Source organism: Streptomyces sp. NBC_00454, from assembly GCF_041434015.1.
Taxonomy (GTDB): domain Bacteria; phylum Actinomycetota; class Actinomycetes; order Streptomycetales; family Streptomycetaceae; genus Streptomyces.
The window spans coordinates 912,352-927,764 of sequence record NZ_CP107907.1 but is presented as its reverse complement, the minus strand read 5'-3'; the positions used below and the strand labels follow the sequence as shown (position 1 = coordinate 927,764).

The 15,413-nt window shown below is 72.0% G+C and carries 14 protein-coding genes and 1 pseudogene; 10 read left to right on the top strand and 5 right to left on the bottom strand.

Features of this window, described 5'->3' with window-relative positions:
* Positions 1–95: 95 nt before the first annotated feature.
* Positions 96–566 carry a hypothetical protein gene (locus OHU74_RS04300; protein ID WP_371614654.1) on the top strand — a complete coding sequence of 157 codons (471 nt, stop codon included), beginning with the start codon at positions 96–98 and terminating at the stop codon, positions 564–566.
* A 13-nt stretch (positions 567–579) separates the two neighbouring features.
* Here the strand turns inward: OHU74_RS04300 and OHU74_RS04295 are convergent.
* Positions 580–705 (bottom strand): annotated as a pseudogene (locus OHU74_RS04295) (sigma factor); the annotation flags it as partial.
* 104 nt (positions 706–809) lie between these two features.
* On the opposite strand from OHU74_RS04295, the gene OHU74_RS04290 reads away from it, so the two are divergent.
* The 6 genes from OHU74_RS04290 to OHU74_RS04265 all read left to right on the top strand — a co-directional run bounded on the left by OHU74_RS04290 (position 810) and on the right by OHU74_RS04265 (position 5,874).
* Positions 810–1,403, top strand: coding sequence for a histidine phosphatase family protein (locus tag OHU74_RS04290; RefSeq protein ID WP_371614653.1), 594 nt, complete (start codon positions 810–812; stop codon positions 1,401–1,403).
* An 89-nt stretch (positions 1,404–1,492) separates the two neighbouring features.
* Positions 1,493–3,010, top strand: coding sequence for an APC family permease (locus OHU74_RS04285; RefSeq protein WP_371614652.1), 1,518 nt, complete (start codon positions 1,493–1,495; stop codon positions 3,008–3,010).
* Between the two features lie 78 nt (positions 3,011–3,088).
* Positions 3,089–3,517 carry a universal stress protein gene (locus OHU74_RS04280; protein ID WP_371614651.1) on the top strand — a complete coding sequence of 143 codons (429 nt, stop codon included), beginning with the start codon at positions 3,089–3,091 and terminating at the stop codon, positions 3,515–3,517.
* A 139-nt stretch (positions 3,518–3,656) separates the two neighbouring features.
* Positions 3,657–4,820 (top strand): 7TM domain-containing protein, encoded by a 1,164-nt coding sequence (locus OHU74_RS04275; RefSeq protein ID WP_371614650.1) that lies wholly within the window; start codon positions 3,657–3,659, stop codon positions 4,818–4,820.
* Positions 4,817–5,692 (top strand): sugar-transfer associated ATP-grasp domain-containing protein, encoded by an 876-nt coding sequence (locus tag OHU74_RS04270; protein ID WP_371614649.1) that lies wholly within the window; start codon positions 4,817–4,819, stop codon positions 5,690–5,692. Before OHU74_RS04275 ends, OHU74_RS04270 begins: the two co-directional genes overlap by 4 nt.
* On the top strand, positions 5,692–5,874 hold the full coding sequence (locus tag OHU74_RS04265) for a hypothetical protein (protein ID WP_371614648.1): 183 nt from the start codon (positions 5,692–5,694) through the stop codon (positions 5,872–5,874). The genes OHU74_RS04270 and OHU74_RS04265 overlap by 1 nt, the downstream gene beginning before the upstream one ends.
* On the opposite strand, the gene OHU74_RS04260 is transcribed toward OHU74_RS04265, so the two are convergent.
* From OHU74_RS04260 to OHU74_RS04245, 4 genes are all read right to left on the bottom strand, one after another.
* Positions 5,875–6,531, bottom strand: a complete 657-nt coding sequence (locus OHU74_RS04260) for a response regulator (RefSeq protein WP_371614647.1) — start codon at positions 6,529–6,531, stop codon at positions 5,875–5,877.
* A 181-nt stretch (positions 6,532–6,712) separates the two neighbouring features.
* Entirely contained in the window at positions 6,713–7,873 is a 1,161-nt protein-coding gene (locus OHU74_RS04255; protein WP_371614646.1) for an agmatine/peptidylarginine deiminase, read from the bottom strand.
* Between the two features lie 175 nt (positions 7,874–8,048).
* The gene (locus OHU74_RS04250) at positions 8,049–9,443 is read right to left on the bottom strand and encodes an ammonium transporter (protein WP_371614645.1); all 1,395 of its coding nucleotides are present in this window, start codon (positions 9,441–9,443) and stop codon (positions 8,049–8,051) included.
* Complete coding sequence (locus OHU74_RS04245; RefSeq protein ID WP_371614644.1) at positions 9,440–10,816, bottom strand: ammonium transporter; 1,377 nt, start codon at positions 10,814–10,816, stop codon at positions 9,440–9,442. The genes OHU74_RS04250 and OHU74_RS04245 overlap by 4 nt, the downstream gene beginning before the upstream one ends.
* 512 nt (positions 10,817–11,328) lie before the next feature.
* Between OHU74_RS04245 and OHU74_RS04240 the strand changes: the two genes are divergently transcribed.
* The 3 genes from OHU74_RS04240 to OHU74_RS04230 all read left to right on the top strand — a co-directional run bounded on the left by OHU74_RS04240 (position 11,329) and on the right by OHU74_RS04230 (position 15,339).
* A complete protein-coding gene (locus OHU74_RS04240) occupies positions 11,329–12,822 on the top strand; it encodes an FUSC family protein (RefSeq protein ID WP_371619563.1) in 1,494 nt (497 codons plus the stop codon).
* Between the two features lie 213 nt (positions 12,823–13,035).
* Complete coding sequence (locus OHU74_RS04235; protein ID WP_371614643.1) at positions 13,036–14,184, top strand: nitric oxide synthase oxygenase; 1,149 nt, start codon at positions 13,036–13,038, stop codon at positions 14,182–14,184.
* Between the two features lie 57 nt (positions 14,185–14,241).
* Positions 14,242–15,339 (top strand): lactonase family protein, encoded by a 1,098-nt coding sequence (locus OHU74_RS04230; protein ID WP_371614642.1) that lies wholly within the window; start codon positions 14,242–14,244, stop codon positions 15,337–15,339.
* The last annotated feature ends 74 nt before the right edge of the window (positions 15,340–15,413 follow it).

The following is a 15,413-nucleotide window of genomic DNA, read 5'->3' as shown; positions in this document are numbered from 1 at the left end:
CCGCGCGCTGCGCCCCGGGGATGTCCGGCCGGAGTGCCGGGGGCTCGCGAGGGCCGCCGTACGACTGGACGCGCAGGCGGTGGAGGAGCCTGCCCATGGAAGCGCTGGCCGCGGCCCTCGGCGAACGGGCCCTGCCGGTCCGGATGTTCGGCGCCGACCTGCCCGCCGACGCCCTGCGCGAGGCCGCGCGGCGGACGGGCCCGCGCGCCGTCGCCCTGTGGGCGCAGGCCCGTACGACCGCCGACACCGCCCTGGCCGGATCGCTCACCGGCATCGAGTGGGGCCCGCGCGGCGCTCGCGGGCACTCGGCCCTGCTGCCCGCCGGGCCGGGCCGGGGTGCCGGATCCGCGGCCCCGGCCACTGCGCTGCCGCCCCCGTCCGCGCGCACCGAGCGGCTGCTCGGGCTGCGCTCGGGGCTGGCGGTCATCGAGTCGGTTGCAGCGGGCCGGGTTCCAGCGACTGCCGCAGGACGTTCAGCGCCGGGTCGCAGAGCCGGGCCGCGGCCTCGGCCAGCCGGGCCCGCCGGGTCCGTGCGGCCAGGGCGTCGGCCACCTTGTGCCGGGTGATGCCGGTCAGCCAGGTCCCGAAGCCGCCTGGCCCGGGCCGGTAGACGCCGCGGCCGCGCCAGGCCGCCAGGAAGACCTGCTGGGTGACGTGCTCGGCCTCCCGCTCCTCGCCGAGCGCCCGGCGGGCGAGCGCGTGCAGCGCCGGTGCACCGCTTCCACCCAGTCCTCGTAGCCCGCGGCGAACCCTGCGGCGACGCGTGCGTCCTCCCGCGTCGGCATGGCGCAGGGATTAGGGTCCTGAGCGTGAGTGATCTGCTGCTGGTGAGGCACGGCGAGACCGCGTGGAGCGTGAGCGGGCGGCACACGGGACGCACCGACGTTCCGCTGACCGCGCACGGAGTGGAGGAGGCGATCTCGCTCGCCCCGTTCTTCCGGGACCACCATCCGGCCCTGGTACTGACCAGCCCCCTGCGCCGGGCCGCCGCCACGGCCGAGCTCGCCGGGCTCTCCGGAGGAGTCGCCGACCCCGATCTGTACGAGTGGGACTACGGCGGCTACGAGGGCATCACCACCGCGGAGATCCTGCGCGAGCGCCCCGACTGGTCGCTGTGGACCGACGGGGTCCCGCCCGGGGGCCCCGAGCACCCGGGCGAGAACGCGGCCCAGGTCGGCGCCCGCGCGGACCGGGTACTGGCCCGGGTGGCCGACCTGCTGCACGCGGACGGGGGCAATGTCGTCCTGGTGGCCCACGCGCACCTGCTGCGCGTGCTGACCGCCCGCTACCTCGGCCTGCCGCCCGAGGCCGGGCGCCTCTTCCTGCTCCGCACGGGCACCTTCAGCGTGCTGTCCAGGGAACACGGCCTCCCGGTCGTCGCGGGCTGGAACACCAGCCCCTGACGCCTAGGTCGAAGAGACGGCCTAGTGCTGTAGCCGACCTCCCCGGTCCCCGCCTCGCGCGCCGACCGGGTCTGCGTGACGATGCGTACATGGCCCATGAAGACGCGGGCGGCGGTACGGGGATCCCGGAAACGGACCCAAACGCGAGGCTCCAGGCCAACGCGATCGGATTCCTCGACGCGCTCGTCATCGGTTTGAACTCGACCTCGCCCGCCTACTCCCTGGCCGCGGTCATCGGTCCGATCGTCGCCCTCGCCGGGATCTACGCGCCCGGCGTCATGCTGGCCTCTTTCGTCCCGATGCTGCTGATCGCCGCCGCCTTCTACTACCTCAACAAGGTCGACCAGGACTGCGGAACCACCTTCTCCTGGGTGACGCGGGCCATGGGCCCCTGGGCCGGCTGGCTCGGCGGCTGGGCCATCGCGATGACCGGCGTCCTCGTCATCGGCTCGCTCGCCGACGTGGCCGTCCACTTCGGACTGCTCGCCGCCGGTCTCGACGGCTGGGCGGCGAACCAGTGGATCCGCCAGGGCCTGACCGTCGTGGTGATCCTTGCCATGACGGCCGTCTGCGTCATCGGTACCGAGATGTCCGCCCGGCTCCAGGACGTCCTGATCCTCGCCCAGGTCTTCTTCCTGCTGGTCTTCGCGGTGGTCGCCATCTACCGGGTCTACGCGGGCACCAGCACCCTCGACGGGATCAGACCCTCGGTGGAATGGCTCAACCCCTTCGGCGCCGGCGGCGCCGCACTCACCGGCGGACTGCTGCTCGGCGTGTTCATCTACTGGGGCTGGGAATCGGCGGTCAACCTCACCGAGGAGGTGGAGGACTCCGCCACCGCGCCGGGCAAGGCCGGCATCTGGTCCACCGTCGTGCTCCTGGTGACCTACCTGTCGGTCGGCTACGCGGTCGTCGCCTACGCGGGCACGAAGTTCCTCTCCGAGAACGCGGGCGAGGAGGAGGCCGTCTTCGCCGTCCTCGCGCACGAGGTCATGGGCGGCTGGGACTGGGTCGTCCTGCTCGCCGTCTGCACCTCCGCCCTGGCCTCCACCCAGACCACGATCATCCCCGCCTCCCGCACCGCCCTGTCCATGGCCCGCCGGCACGCGCTGCCGCCGCACCTCTCGCACATCCACCCGCGCTTCCACACCCCGGACGTGAGCACCTGGTGGGTGGCGGCCATCGCCATCGGCTGGTACCTCGTCGTCAACCAGATCAGCGAGAACGCCCTCCTGGATTCCCTGACGGCCCTCTCCCTGCTCATTTCCTTCTACTACGCGCTCACGGGCGTGGCCTGCGCCGTCTACTACCGCCGCCACCTGCTGGAGAGCGTGCACAACTTCCTGCTGATCGGCCTCGGCCCGGTGATCGGCGCCGGCCTGCTGGCCTGGCTGCTGGTGAAGTCGGTCGCGAGCATGTCGAACCCGGAGAACTCCGCGAGCGGGGGCTCCTGGTTCGGACTGGGACCGCCCCTGGTCATCGGCATCGGGATCGCCGTCGTGGGCGTGCTGGTCATGTGCTTCTGGCGGATCCGCGACGGCCGCTTCTGGCAGGAGCGGCGCGGCGTGGCCGACCCGGACCTCGTCCGCGGATTCAAGAAGCCCTGAGCCCGTGACCTGCCCCGTGGCCCCGCCCGCCGCCCCGCCCGTCGCCCCGACCCCGACCGGACCCCGAGAGGAGCCCCGATGTCCGTAGTCCTCGGGTACGACGAGTCGCCCGGCGCGGAGCGCGCCCTGCGCGTGGCGCTGGAGGTGGCCACCGCCTTCGGCGAGCCCCTCGTCCTCGTCTACGGGGCGGCCGCGCCCGGCGCCACCGGCGAGGAGTACCGCGCGCACCGCGAAGCCGTCCGCGAGGCGGGCCGCAGCGCGCTCTCCCGAGCGGTGGAGGCCGCCGACGAGGCCGGGGTTCCCTCCACGGTCGAGGTGGTGGACGAGAAACCGGCCCAGGCCCTGCTCGACGCCGCGGAACGCCACCAGGCCCGGGTGATCATCGTCGGCAGCTGGGGGGACAGCCCGATCCGCGGGGCCCTCCTCGGTTCCACCCCGCACAAACTCCTGCACCTCTCCCCGGTGCCGGTGCTCTGCGTCCCGACGGAGAGCGCCGCGTACCCGTAGCCCCGTAGCCCGCCCAGTAGCCCCGTAGCCGTGTCCGCGTAACTTTCGTTGCCCCTCCCGGGCCGATCGTTACTACTGCGCGCCCTTGCCGTCCCTCGAAGCTGGCCATGTGTATGACCTGCGAAAAGACCAAGCAAGCGTGGACGACACCGACCGGCCGCCCGCCGCGGTGCACCGAGGCGGGCGCAGGAAGGCGCCGGTGCTCTTCAAGGTCCTCGCGGCCGTGGCCGCCCTGGGCCTGCTCCTGCTCGGTGTGCTCAGCACTCCGGACCGTGCGCTGACGCGCTCGTCGGAGGTGATCGGGGAGCGGGAGATGGTCCGCATCAGCGGACCGAACGGCAGGACGGCCGATGTCCTCGCCATGATCGACACGGGTGCGTCCGCGTCCTCGATGGACACGGCGCTGGCCAAGGAGCTCGGCTTCGACCTCGCCCGGGCCCCCCGGGTCACCGTCGGCTCGGCCCTCGGCCGCGAGGAACGCCCCGTGGTCGACTCCACGATGCACCTGGCCGGCCGGACCTTCACGGCCAAGACCAACGTCAACAACCGGTCCAAGCGCGAGACCCCCGTACTCCTGGGCCGCCAGGACGTCCAGGGACTCCACGTGGCCGTGGGCAGGCGGCTGCTGACCCAGCCCGACGCGGCCACCGCGCCGTCCGCCCTGCGGATCCTGTTCACCAAGGCACCGGCCATCGACCCCGTCTCGATGATGGCGCTGCTGCCCCTGGCGGCCCTCCTGATCGTCCTGTTCCGCGTCGTCGTCGGGCTGAACACCCTGGGCACCTTCAGCCCGGTCCTGCTGGCCCTCGCGTACGCACAGTCCGGCTTGCTCCTGGGCGTACCGCTGACCCTGGTGATGTTCGCCTTCGGCTTCTCCATGCAGCCCCTGCTGGGTCGGCTGCACCTGCCGCGCGTCGCCCGCCTCGGAGTGCTGATCGCCGTGGTCACCTCGGGCCTGATCGCCGCTCAGCTCACCCTGGGGGGCTTCGGGCTCTCCGACGCGTGGGGCATGTCCCTCCCGGTCGTCGTCACCGCGATCATCACCGAACGGCTGTGGGAGCAGTGGGACCTCGACGGCATCCGGTCCGCCGCCGTCGGCGCCGCACTGACCATGGGCACCGCCGTACTCGTCGCGCTGCTCCTGCTCACCCCGCACGTACGCCACCTCGCGGAAGCCGTACCGCTGCAGCTGGCGCTCGTCTGCGCCGTGTGGACGGCGATCGTGGGAACGTACCGCGGGCTGCGGCTGAGCGAACTCTTCAGGTTCGCACCGGCGGCCAGGGCCCAGGACGTCGCCGCGTGAACCGGTTCCGCGGCTGGGATCCGGTGATGGGCATGAACCTGCGCAATGCCCGGATCGCCGAACACAATCCCTCGGCCGCCATTCGGCTGGTCAACGACAAGTACGCGACCAAAGCGGTGTTGGAGTCCGTCGGCGCGCCCACCTCACCCACGCTGGCCCTGCTGCGCTCCCGCCGGGAGATCGCCGCACTGGACTGGGACGCCCTGCCCGACTGCTGGGCGCTGAAACCGAACCAGAGCCTGGGCGGCAACGGCATCCTGCTCGCCTTCGGCAGACGGCGAAGGCAATGGCACTCCTCCTCCGGCAAGCGGATCCCCCGGGCGGTGGTCGCCGAGCAGCTGCGCCGCATCCTGGACGGGGAGTTCTCCCCGCGCCCCACCGACCGGGCGATGTTCGAACCACTGATCCGGGCCCATCCGGACCTCGCGCGCCTCTCCCACCAGGGGCTCCCCGACATCCGGGTGATCTGCCACGGAGACCGGCCGCAGCTGGCGATGCTCCGTCTGCCCACCCGCTTCAGCAGCGGCCGGGCGAACCTGCACCAGAAGGCCATCGGCGCCGCCGTCGACCTGGCCACCGGCCGGATCACCCACGCCCTCGTCGGAAAGGAGCCGACCGGGACCCACCCCGACACCGGCGAACCCCTGATCGGCAGGGCCGTGCCGCACTGGCCGCAGGTGCTCGACGCGGCGCGCCGGTGCGCGGGCGCGACGGGCCTTCGCTACCTGGGCGCGGACATAGTCGTCGACGCCGACCGGGGGCCGCTCATCCTCGAGGTCAACGCCCGCCCGGGGCTCCAGATCCAGAACGTCACCGGGCACGGCCTGATGACCGTACCCGTACCCGCACCGTCACACCTGAGGAGGCACTGATGCGCTGGACCGCACTGGTGGCCAAGATCGTCGTCGCCGGGGCAGCCGGTGCGTTCCTGGCCGTGAGCGCCGCCGGGGCGCCGCCGCCGCGGCAGGCGCCCGGACCGGAAGGCTCCGGTGAGGCGCCGGCCGGCCGGCACCGGGCCACGGAAGGGCCGTCCGCGAGCTCCACCGGACGCTGATCACCAGCCGGGTGAGAGCCCGGCGCCGTGGGCCAGGACGGCCGCCTGGACCCGGTTGGCGCAGCTCAGTTTGGTCAGCATCCGGCTCACGTACGCCTTGATCGTGCCTTCTCCGAGGTGCAGTTGCTTGCCGATCTCCGCGTTGGAGGCGCCGGTGGCGACCATGGTGAGCACCTCGAGTTCGCGGCCGGTGAGATCGGCGATCAGGTCGAGCCGCGGGTCGGCCGGTCCCTCGTGGCTGCCGAGGTACTGGTCGATGAGGTGCCGGGTGATCTGCGGGGAGACGACCGGCGCACCGCCCGCGACCGTGCGGACGGCCTGGATGAGCTCCTGAGGGGTGCTGTCCTTGAGCAGGAACCCCGCCGCCCCGGCACGCAACGCCCGCTCCACGTACGCGTGCCCGCCGAAGGTGGTCAGCATGAGGACGCGAACCGAGGGGGCCCGCGCGGCGATCCGCTCCGCCGCGTCGAGGCCGTCGGTGCCCGGCATCCGGATGTCGAGCATCGCGACGTCGACCCGGTGTTCGACGGCCAGGTGCACCGCCTCGTGCCCGTTCGAGGCCTCGGCCACCACCTCGATGTCGCCGGCGTGTTTGAGGACCAGCCTGATTCCGGCGCGGACCAGTTCCTGGTCGTCGGCAAGGAGAACGCGTATCACAGCAGGAACCTCGTGGTGTGGGGAGTCGGTGCGGACGGACACTCCTACGGCCGCCCCCCCCGCGGCGTGTTCGAGGACGTTGGTCAGCGCCTCGCGGATCACCCGGGGCGCCGTGCGACGGGCGGAGGATGTCGCGCCGGGGCGCCGTGCGACATCCTCCTTCCCTTCGTCCGTCCTGTTCTCAGACGGCGGCGGGTACGGCGGGCTGGGACTGGGTGGAGCAGTGGATGCCGCCGCCTCCGTAGGCGATGTTGTCGATGTCGAGCTGGACGATGTCGCGGCCGGGGTACTTGGCCTGCAGGATCGTGTAGGCCATGCCGTCGGCGAAGGGGTCGCCGAACTGGGGAACGAGAACGGCCCCGTTCACGGTGTAGTAGTTGGTGTAGCTGGAGAGGAACTCCGTGCCCTTGCCGCGGATTTGGGTGCGGTCGGGGCCGGGGAGTTCGGTGATGGCCAGCGGACGGCCCTGGGCGTCGGTGGCGCCCTGCAGGATCCGCTTGGTCTCCTCGTAGACGGCGACCCACTTGGGGTCGGCACGGGGACCGGGCTTGTCCAGGATGACCTGGCCGGGCGCGGAGAAGCGGGCCAGGCAGTCGATGTGGCAGTCCGTGATGTCCGCGCCCGCGAGGCCGGGGACCCAGATGACCTTGTCGATCCCGAGCGAGGACTTCAGCGCCTCCTCGACCTGCGCCTGGGTCCTGCCCGGGTTGCGGTTGTCGTTCACGAGCGAGCTGACGGTGGCCAGCAGGGTGCCCTGGCCGTCGGTCTCCAGGGAACCGCCCTCGCCCACGAACGGGGCCTGGATCCGGTTGACACCGTACTGACCGAGGAGGGTCGCGGTGGCCGCGGCGTCGTTGGCGAAGGGCTGGTAGTAGGTCGTCCCGGTCTTGCCCCAGCCGTTGAAGTTGGTGTCCACGCCGGCGATCGCGCCGGGGCCCACGACGAATGTGGGGCCGAAGTCGCGGATCCACAGGTCGTCGTTGGCTATCTCGATGACCTCGATGCCGTGGACGGCGCCGCTTCCGCAGGCATACCTGGCATCGGCGGCCAGCTCGGGACGGGCGAGGATCACGACGGGCTCGAAGCGCGAGATCGCGTACGCGACGTTGGCGATGTCCCGGCGCACCCCGGAGAGCCGGCCGGGCCAGATCGAGGACAGCGCCGGCCAGGCCATGAAGGTACGGGTGTGTGCGTCGCTCTCCAGGGGCAGCCGCAGCGCGGCGGCGGAGGCGGTGTCCGCCGCGAACGCGGGCGCGGACAGGACCGAGCCGGCCGCCATCAGGGGCAGGGCCGCCGCACCGGCCTTCAGGAGGGTGCGACGGGACGGAACGGGCTGGGCCATGGGGCTCCCTTGTGAGGGTGGGGGATGGCGATGTGCCCGCATCCTCTCCCTAACTGAAAATTCAGTCAATCCTTTGGAGTGGGAGATTCCCCTTTGTTGGAAGCCATGAAAGGACGGAGCCCCGCCATCCAGTGGCGGGGCTCCGTCGTTTCGTGCGTCCGGTTCGGCCGGTGGCTCAGTCCTTGCCGTGCCCGGACCGGCGGGGCTGCCTGGTCTGCTCGGGGCGGGCGGCCAGCGTGCGCCGGACCTGATCGAGGAGGGCGCTCGCGTCCGCCTCCGCGCCGGACCGGCCGGCGGGTTCGTCGGCCCCGCGCAGGGCGTCGACGATCTCCTTGAACTGGTCGTCCCAGTCGTTCTGGTAGACCTGCTCGTGCTCCTCGGCGCCGCCCGGCTGGCGCAGGCCGAGGGTGAGGTCGACGACCTTGCCGATGAGCGCGGTCATCGCGAACGAGAAGAGGCCGAGCACCAGTACGGCCACCAGCTGCTTGCCCAGCAGGTCCCAGCCGCCCCCGTAGAACACGCCCTTCTTGCCGGTCATCGCGCCGGTCGCCGCGAGGCCGACCATCAGCATGCCGAAGAGGCCGCCCCAGCCGTGGATGCCGACCACGTCCAGGGTGTCGTCCACGCCGAAGCGGTACTTCCAGCTGATCGCGAACGCGCAGGTCAGACCGGCCAGGAAGCCGATGATCACGGCCCACGCCATGCTGACGCCGCCGGCCAGCGGGGTCGTCGCGACCATGCCGGTGACCGCGCCCATGGACATGTCGAGCAGCCCGACCTTGCGGGTGCGCAGGTAGACGGTCACCGCCCAGCCGGCCATGGCGGCGCCGGCCGCCAGCTGGGTGTTCATGACGCCCATCGCCGCCGCGCCCGGGGTGCTCAGCGACGAGCCGGTGTTGAAGCCGAACCAGCCGAACCACAGCAGGGCGAGGCCGATCACGACCAGCGGGAGGTTGTGCGGACGGATCTTCGTGCGCTCGAAGTCCTGCCGCTTGCCCGCCACGAGCGCCAGGGCGAGTCCGGCCGCGCCGGAGCTCAGTTCGACGACCGTGCCGCCGGAGAAGTCGACCGCCCCGACCTGCTTGCTGACCCAGCCGTCGGGCGAGAACACCCAGTGCGCCATCGGAATGTAGACCAGCAGGGTCCAGGCGCCGACGAAGGCCATCCAGCCCTTCATCGTCGCCCGCCCGGCGACCGAACCGCTGATCAGGGCGACGGTCACGATGGCGAACGACATGTGGAAGACCGAGAAGATGACGGTGGGGACCCCGTCGGTCGTGCTGTCCGTGCCGATGCCGGTCATGAACAGATGGTCCAGTCCGCCGATCAGCCCGTGCCCGCCGGCGTCCGGGCCGAACGCGAGGGTGTAGCCGACCGAGAACCAGATGATGGTCACGACCACCAGGCACAGGAAGCACATCTTGAGCATCGCGATGACCTGGCTGGTCTTCACCATGCCGCCGTAGAAGAACGCCACGCCCGGTGCCATCAGCAGCACCATGGCGGACGCCATCATCAGCCAGGCGGAGTTGCCCGAATCCACCGGGCCGGGTGCCAGAAGGGGAGTCACTTCTCGTTCTCCCGTCGCTCCAGCACCTCGCGCAGTTCGGCGAGCAGCTGATGGTCGGCAGCGGCGGAATCCGCCTCCCGCAGGTCGGCGCCCACCGCCACCGGGACCCGGGCCTGGATCAGGCGGGAGCGGATCTCGGCGATGGTCTCGTCGTCGTAGGCCTGCTCCTCCTCCTGGCCGGGGACGTGCTCGTACTCCTCGTCGGCGCGGAAGCCGATGGTCTTCTCGATCACCTTGGCGATCAGCCAGGTCGCCGAGAAGGAGAACAGTGCGCAGGCCAGGACCGCGACGGCCTGGCGCCAGAGCAGGTCGCCGCCGCCCCCGTAGAACAGGCCCTTCTTGCCGCTCATCTGGCTGGTGGCGAACAGGCCGATGGCCAGGGTGCCCACGATGCCGCCGAAGCCGTGCACGCCGACCACGTCCAGGGTGTCGTCGTAGCGCAGCTTGTACTTGAAGTTGATCGCGAAGGCGCAGACCACACCGGCCATGAAGCCGACCGCCAGGGCGCCGGCCGGGGAGATCTCGCCGCAGGACGGGGTGATCGCCACCATGCCGGCCACGGCCGCGCCGGCGACGCCCAGCATTTCGACGTGTCCGAGCTTCCACTTCTCGATCAGCGGCCAGCCCACCATCGCGCCGGCGGCGGCCAGCTGGGTGTTGAAGAAGGCCATCGGGGCGGTGCCGCCGGTCTGCAGGGCGGAACCGGCGTTGAAGCCGAACCAGCCGAACCAGAGCAGCGCGAGGCCGATCACGACCAGCGGAAGGTTGTGCGGGCGAATGGCCTCGCGCTCGAAGTCCTTGCGCTTGCGCACCACGATCGCCACGGCGAGGCCGGCCGCGCCGGAGTTGATCTCGACCGGGAGGCCGCCCGCGAAGTCCAGTGCCCCCAGGTGCGCGATGACCCATCCGTCCGGGGCGAACACCCAGTGCGCCATCGGCACGTAGACCAGCAGCGTCCACGCGACCACGAACCAGAGCCAGCCGCGCATGGTGGCGCGTCCGGCTATGGATCCGCTGATCAGCGCCACGGTGATGATGGCGAACGCCATCTGGAAGGCGGAGAAGATCACGGTGGGGATGCCGGTGGTGCCCCAGAGGCTCGTCATCCCCACGTCGTGCATCATCCAGTGCGCCGGCGTGCCGATGAGGCCGAGGCCGCCGACGTCCTTGCCGAAGGCCAAGCTGTAGCCGATGGCCAGCCACAGCAGGGTGACGAGGGCCAGGCAGACGAAGCTCATCTTCAGCATGACCAGGACGTGTTTGGTCTTGACCATGCCGCCGTAGAAGAAGGCGAGGCCGGGGGTCATGAGCAGGACCATGGCGGTGCTCGCCATCAGCCATGCGGTGTTGCCCGTATCGAGCGTGGTAGGCATCCGGGTCTCTCTGGGTCGGGGGCGCCGTGGGTGGGCAGCGGCGGGGGACCGTGCCCGTGGGGCTGGGAGGGGACGGCGACGTGGACAGCCGACCCGAGCAGCGACTTCCATAATCCGGAATCTTTATTCCGCATTGAGGGAACCTAGGGTCGCGGCACGCACCCGTCAACGGCTTGTTGAAGGCCTTGGGGGTTTCTTGAAGGCCTTGGGCGTTTCTTTAGGCGGGCGGCAGGATGCCGCGGTGTCGGCCCGTTGGCCCCCTGTGGCCGAAGATCTCGGGTCCGGACTGTGCCAATGGCCCACTGTTGGGGAGCTCGGTTGAGCCATTGCCCCCGCAGGTGCTTATCTGTGTCGTATCCATGTACTTACGGCGCCGCGCAGCGCCGGACGGCAACGAGGCCGGACCCGGAGCGCGGCGCCTTCGCCGTGCCCGTACGCCGCCCACCACCCCCGGGCGGCCACCGGGTCGGCGCGCACCACTGCAAGGGGGGCGGCACACCGCCGTGAAGAGGATGTTCGTGGCTCCGGACCCGGGGCGTGCAAGGCTCAGGAACTCGGCTCGCGCCGTCGTCGGCGTAGGGCTCGCCGTGGCGGTGGCCGAACTGTGCGGGCTCTCCCTCGTCGCCTCGATCACCGGGGGACTGGCGGCCCTGCTCGTGCTCTTCACGGTGCTCGACTCGACCGTGTGCGCCCAGCGGGTGACCACGGCCCTGCTGCCGGTCGCCGGCTTCCCGGTGCTGACACTGGCCACCACCCTGCACGGGGTCCCGCTCGCCCGCGACGCGGCCTTCCTCGCCGTGGTCTTCGCCGGGGTCTACGCCCGCCGCTTCGGCCCGCGCGGACACGCCCTGGGGATCTTCGGATTCATGATGTTCTTCGTCACCCAGTTCCTGCACGCGCAGCCCGCCCAGCTCCCCGAGCTGTACGCGGCCGTCGGGCTGGCGCTGCTGTCCGCCGGGTCCGTCCGCTTCCTGTTCTGGCCCATCGAGCGGCGCACCCCGCCCGCCGCCGCGCCGCCCGGACTGCCCGGCACGGGGCTGGCCCGGCCCACCACCCGGCAGGCCTTCCAGGCCACCGCCGCCTGCGCCTTCGCGCTCGGCATCGGCCAGGTGCTGTCCGAGGACCGCTGGTACTGGGCCGTCGGCACCGCCTGGTGGATCTTCGTCAACACCGCCTCCCGCGGCGAGACCCTGGTCCGGGGCTTCCGCCGGGTCCTCGGCACGGTCGTCGGCATCGCCGCCGGACTGCTGATCGCCGTGCCGCTGCACGGAGCCCCCGCGCCCACGGCCGCGCTGGTCGCCGTATGCGTCTTCGGGATCTTCTACACGGCCGCCCCGTCGTACTCCTGGATGATGTTCTTCGTCACCGTCATGGCGGGCCTGCTCTATGGGCTCCTCGGCGTGCTCCACCCCGGCCTGCTGCTCCTGCGCTTCGAGGAGACCGCCGTCGGCGCCCTCGGCGCCGCGCTCGCCGTCGTACTCCTGCTGCCCGTCACCACGCACGCCGCCAACGACGCCTGGATCCAGCGCGCCCTGCACTGCGTACGGGCTTCCACCGCGGCCTCCCTCGACCGGCTCGCCGGAGACCCCGACGCCGATCCGGCCCCGCACGCCGCCGAGCTCGAACTGCTGCTGGCCCGGGTGCGGATGGCCCTCGCACCCCTCGTCCATCCGCTGAGCCCGCTGCGCGCCCGCAAGGCGCGGGCCCGCCAGGTCCTCGGGCTGCTCGACGACTGCGCCCGCGAGGTGCGCGGACTGGTGGCCGTCGCCGCCGACCCGCAGGCCTCGCACGATGCCCGGCTCGCCGCCGCCTGCTGGCGGGTGGAGGCGGCCGTGGAGACGCTGACCACCCCGCACGGAGCCCCGGAACCGGCCGTCGCGCCCGTACCGCGCCCGCATGCGGCCGAGCCGGCCCTGGCCCATCTGCACGGACTGGAACACGCGTTGGTCGCCCTGCACGTCCCGCTGCGCACCCATCCGCGCGCCCCGCTGGTCATCAGCGCCTGATCAAGCGAACGTGCCGCGGATGGTACGCCGCGCCATGTCCCGCCCGCAGGCCGATGGATGAAGATCACACGGAGGAGTGTTCCGGGCGCGCCTCTCACGCGCCGCTGACCTGCGGCGTGTACAACGGGTGATTGTTCATTGCACATTCATCCGGCATGGCCGAATCGGGGCCATGCGGGGTGGATCTGGTCGGACTGGGGGTAACCGCCCGGAATGGAAATACTTCAACAGCGCTCCACCACCGCTCAAGTGTGGGAAGCGGCCGAGGAGTTCATCCGTCTGTTCCACAGGGAGAATCCGGACGCCGGTGATCCGCGGGCGCGGCTCGCCGCCGTGCGGGCCGAACTCGCCGGGACGGGCACGTACCGGCACACCCCCGAGGAGCTCGTGCACGGTGCCCGCGTGGCCTGGCGCAACAGCAACCGCTGCATAGGCAGGCTGTACTGGAACTCGCTGCGCGTCCGCGACCGCCGCGAGCTCACCGACTCCGACGAGATCGCCGCCGAGTGCTTCGAGCACCTGCGGGAGGCGACCAACGGCGGCCGGGTCCGGCCCACCATCACGGTCTTCGCCCCCGACGCCCCGGACCGCCCCGGCCCGCTGATCTGGAGCGAGCAGCTGATCCGGTACGCCGGCTACGGGGACCACCACTCCATAACCGTCGGCGACGCCCGCAACGCCCCGCTCACCAGCGCGCTGCTCGCACTCGGCTGGTCCCGCGGCCCCGGCACCCCCTTCGACCTCCTCCCGCTGGTGGTCCAGGGCGTCGACGACAAACCCCGCTGGTTCGACGTCCCCGCCGGCGCCGTGCTGGAGGTGCCCATCGAGCACCCCGACGGAGCACGGGGCGGCGACGGCTGGGCGGACTGGGGCCTGCGCTGGCACGCGGTGCCCGCCATCTCCAACATGTGCCTGGAGATCGGCGGCATCCACTACCCGGCCGCGCCCTTCAACGGCTGGTACATGGGCACCGAGATCGGCGCCCGCAACCTCGCCGACGGCGACCGCTACAACCTCCTGCCCGCCGTCGCCCGCCGCATGGGGCTCGACACCGCCAGCGACCGCTCGCTCTGGAAGGACCGGGCGCTCGTCGAGCTCAACCGGGCGGTGCTGCACTCCTTCGACCGGGCCAAGGTCACCATCGCAGACCACCACACGGAGTCCCGGCGCTTCCTGACCCACATGGAGAAGGAGGAGCGCAAGGGGCGGGACGTGGGCGCGGACTGGTCCTGGATCGTGCCGCCGATCTCCGGCTCGGCGACCCCGGTCTTCCACCGGACGTACGAGGACCGGCCGAGCGCGACCGCGTACGTCCACCATCCCGGCGCGCAGGAACGGGCCCAGGGGCGGGACTTGGTCTAGACCCTTCTGTTAACGTCGCTCCCGGACGGATCCGAAAGCAGCCGAGAGGGGTCTCCCGTGGGCGACGCGGACAGTGGTGTGGGCGGTACGGACCGAACGGTCCCCGGCGGCGGACACCGGGCCTGGATCGGCTCGTTCACCTCGGGAGGCGGCCGCGGGATCACCACCGCGACCGTGGATCCGGCCACCGGGGCACTGACCGCGCTCTCGGCGACCAAGGCCGTCGAGGACCCCTCGTACCTCGCCCACGACCGCCGCACCGACGTGCTCTACGCAGTGAGCGAGACCGAGCGCGGTGCGGTGGGCGCCTTCCGTCCCACCATCGAGGGGCTGAGCGCCCTCGGCCCGGCGGTCCGCGTCGGGGGCTCCGGCCCCACCCACCTCAGCGTGTCCGGGCGCCGGATCCTGACGGCCAACTACACCTCCGGCAGCGTCAGCAGCCTCCCGCTCGCCGCCGACGGGGCCCTCAGCGCCGCCGACGGCCCCGCGTCCGTGCTCGCGCACCACGGCTCCGGACCCGACGCCGGCCGGCAGGAAGGTCCGCACGCCCACCAGGTGCTGCCCGACCCGAGCGGCCGCTGGGTGCTCAGCGTGGACCTCGGCACCGACTCGGTACGGGTCTGCGTGCTCGACCCGGCCACCGGGGCCCTGCGCGTCCACGCCGAGACCGCGCTGCGCGCCGGGACCGGCCCCCGGCACCTCGCCTTCCACCCCTCCGGCGAGGTGGTCTACGTACTGCACGAGCTGGATCCGCAGCTGACCGTCTGCCGCTGGAACGCCGGGTCGGGGGAACTGGAACCGGTCGCCGAGGTTCCGGTGGCCCCCAAGAGCGCTCCAGGGGCTCCGGAGGCTTATCCCTCGGCCATCGTCGCCTCGCCCGACGGCCGCTTCGTGTGGGCGGCCGTCCGCGGCGCCGACACCATCGCCACCTTCTCGCTCGCCGCCGGCCCCGAGAAGCCGCAGCTCACCGGCTCGGTGCCGTGCGGGGGGAACTGGCCGCGCGACCTCGCCGCCGATCCTTCGGGCCACCGGCTGTACGCGGCCAACGAGCGCTCCGGGGACGTCACCTGGTTCGACGTGGACCCGCTGACCGGCCAGCCGCGCAGGGCCGGTTCGCTGGCCGTGCCCGCCGCCACCTGCGTGGTCTTCGGCTGAGGGTCGCGCAGGCCGGGGCCCCGACCCGCGGCCTGCGCGAACCCGTACGTACGAGAGCCCGTGCCCCAGGAATC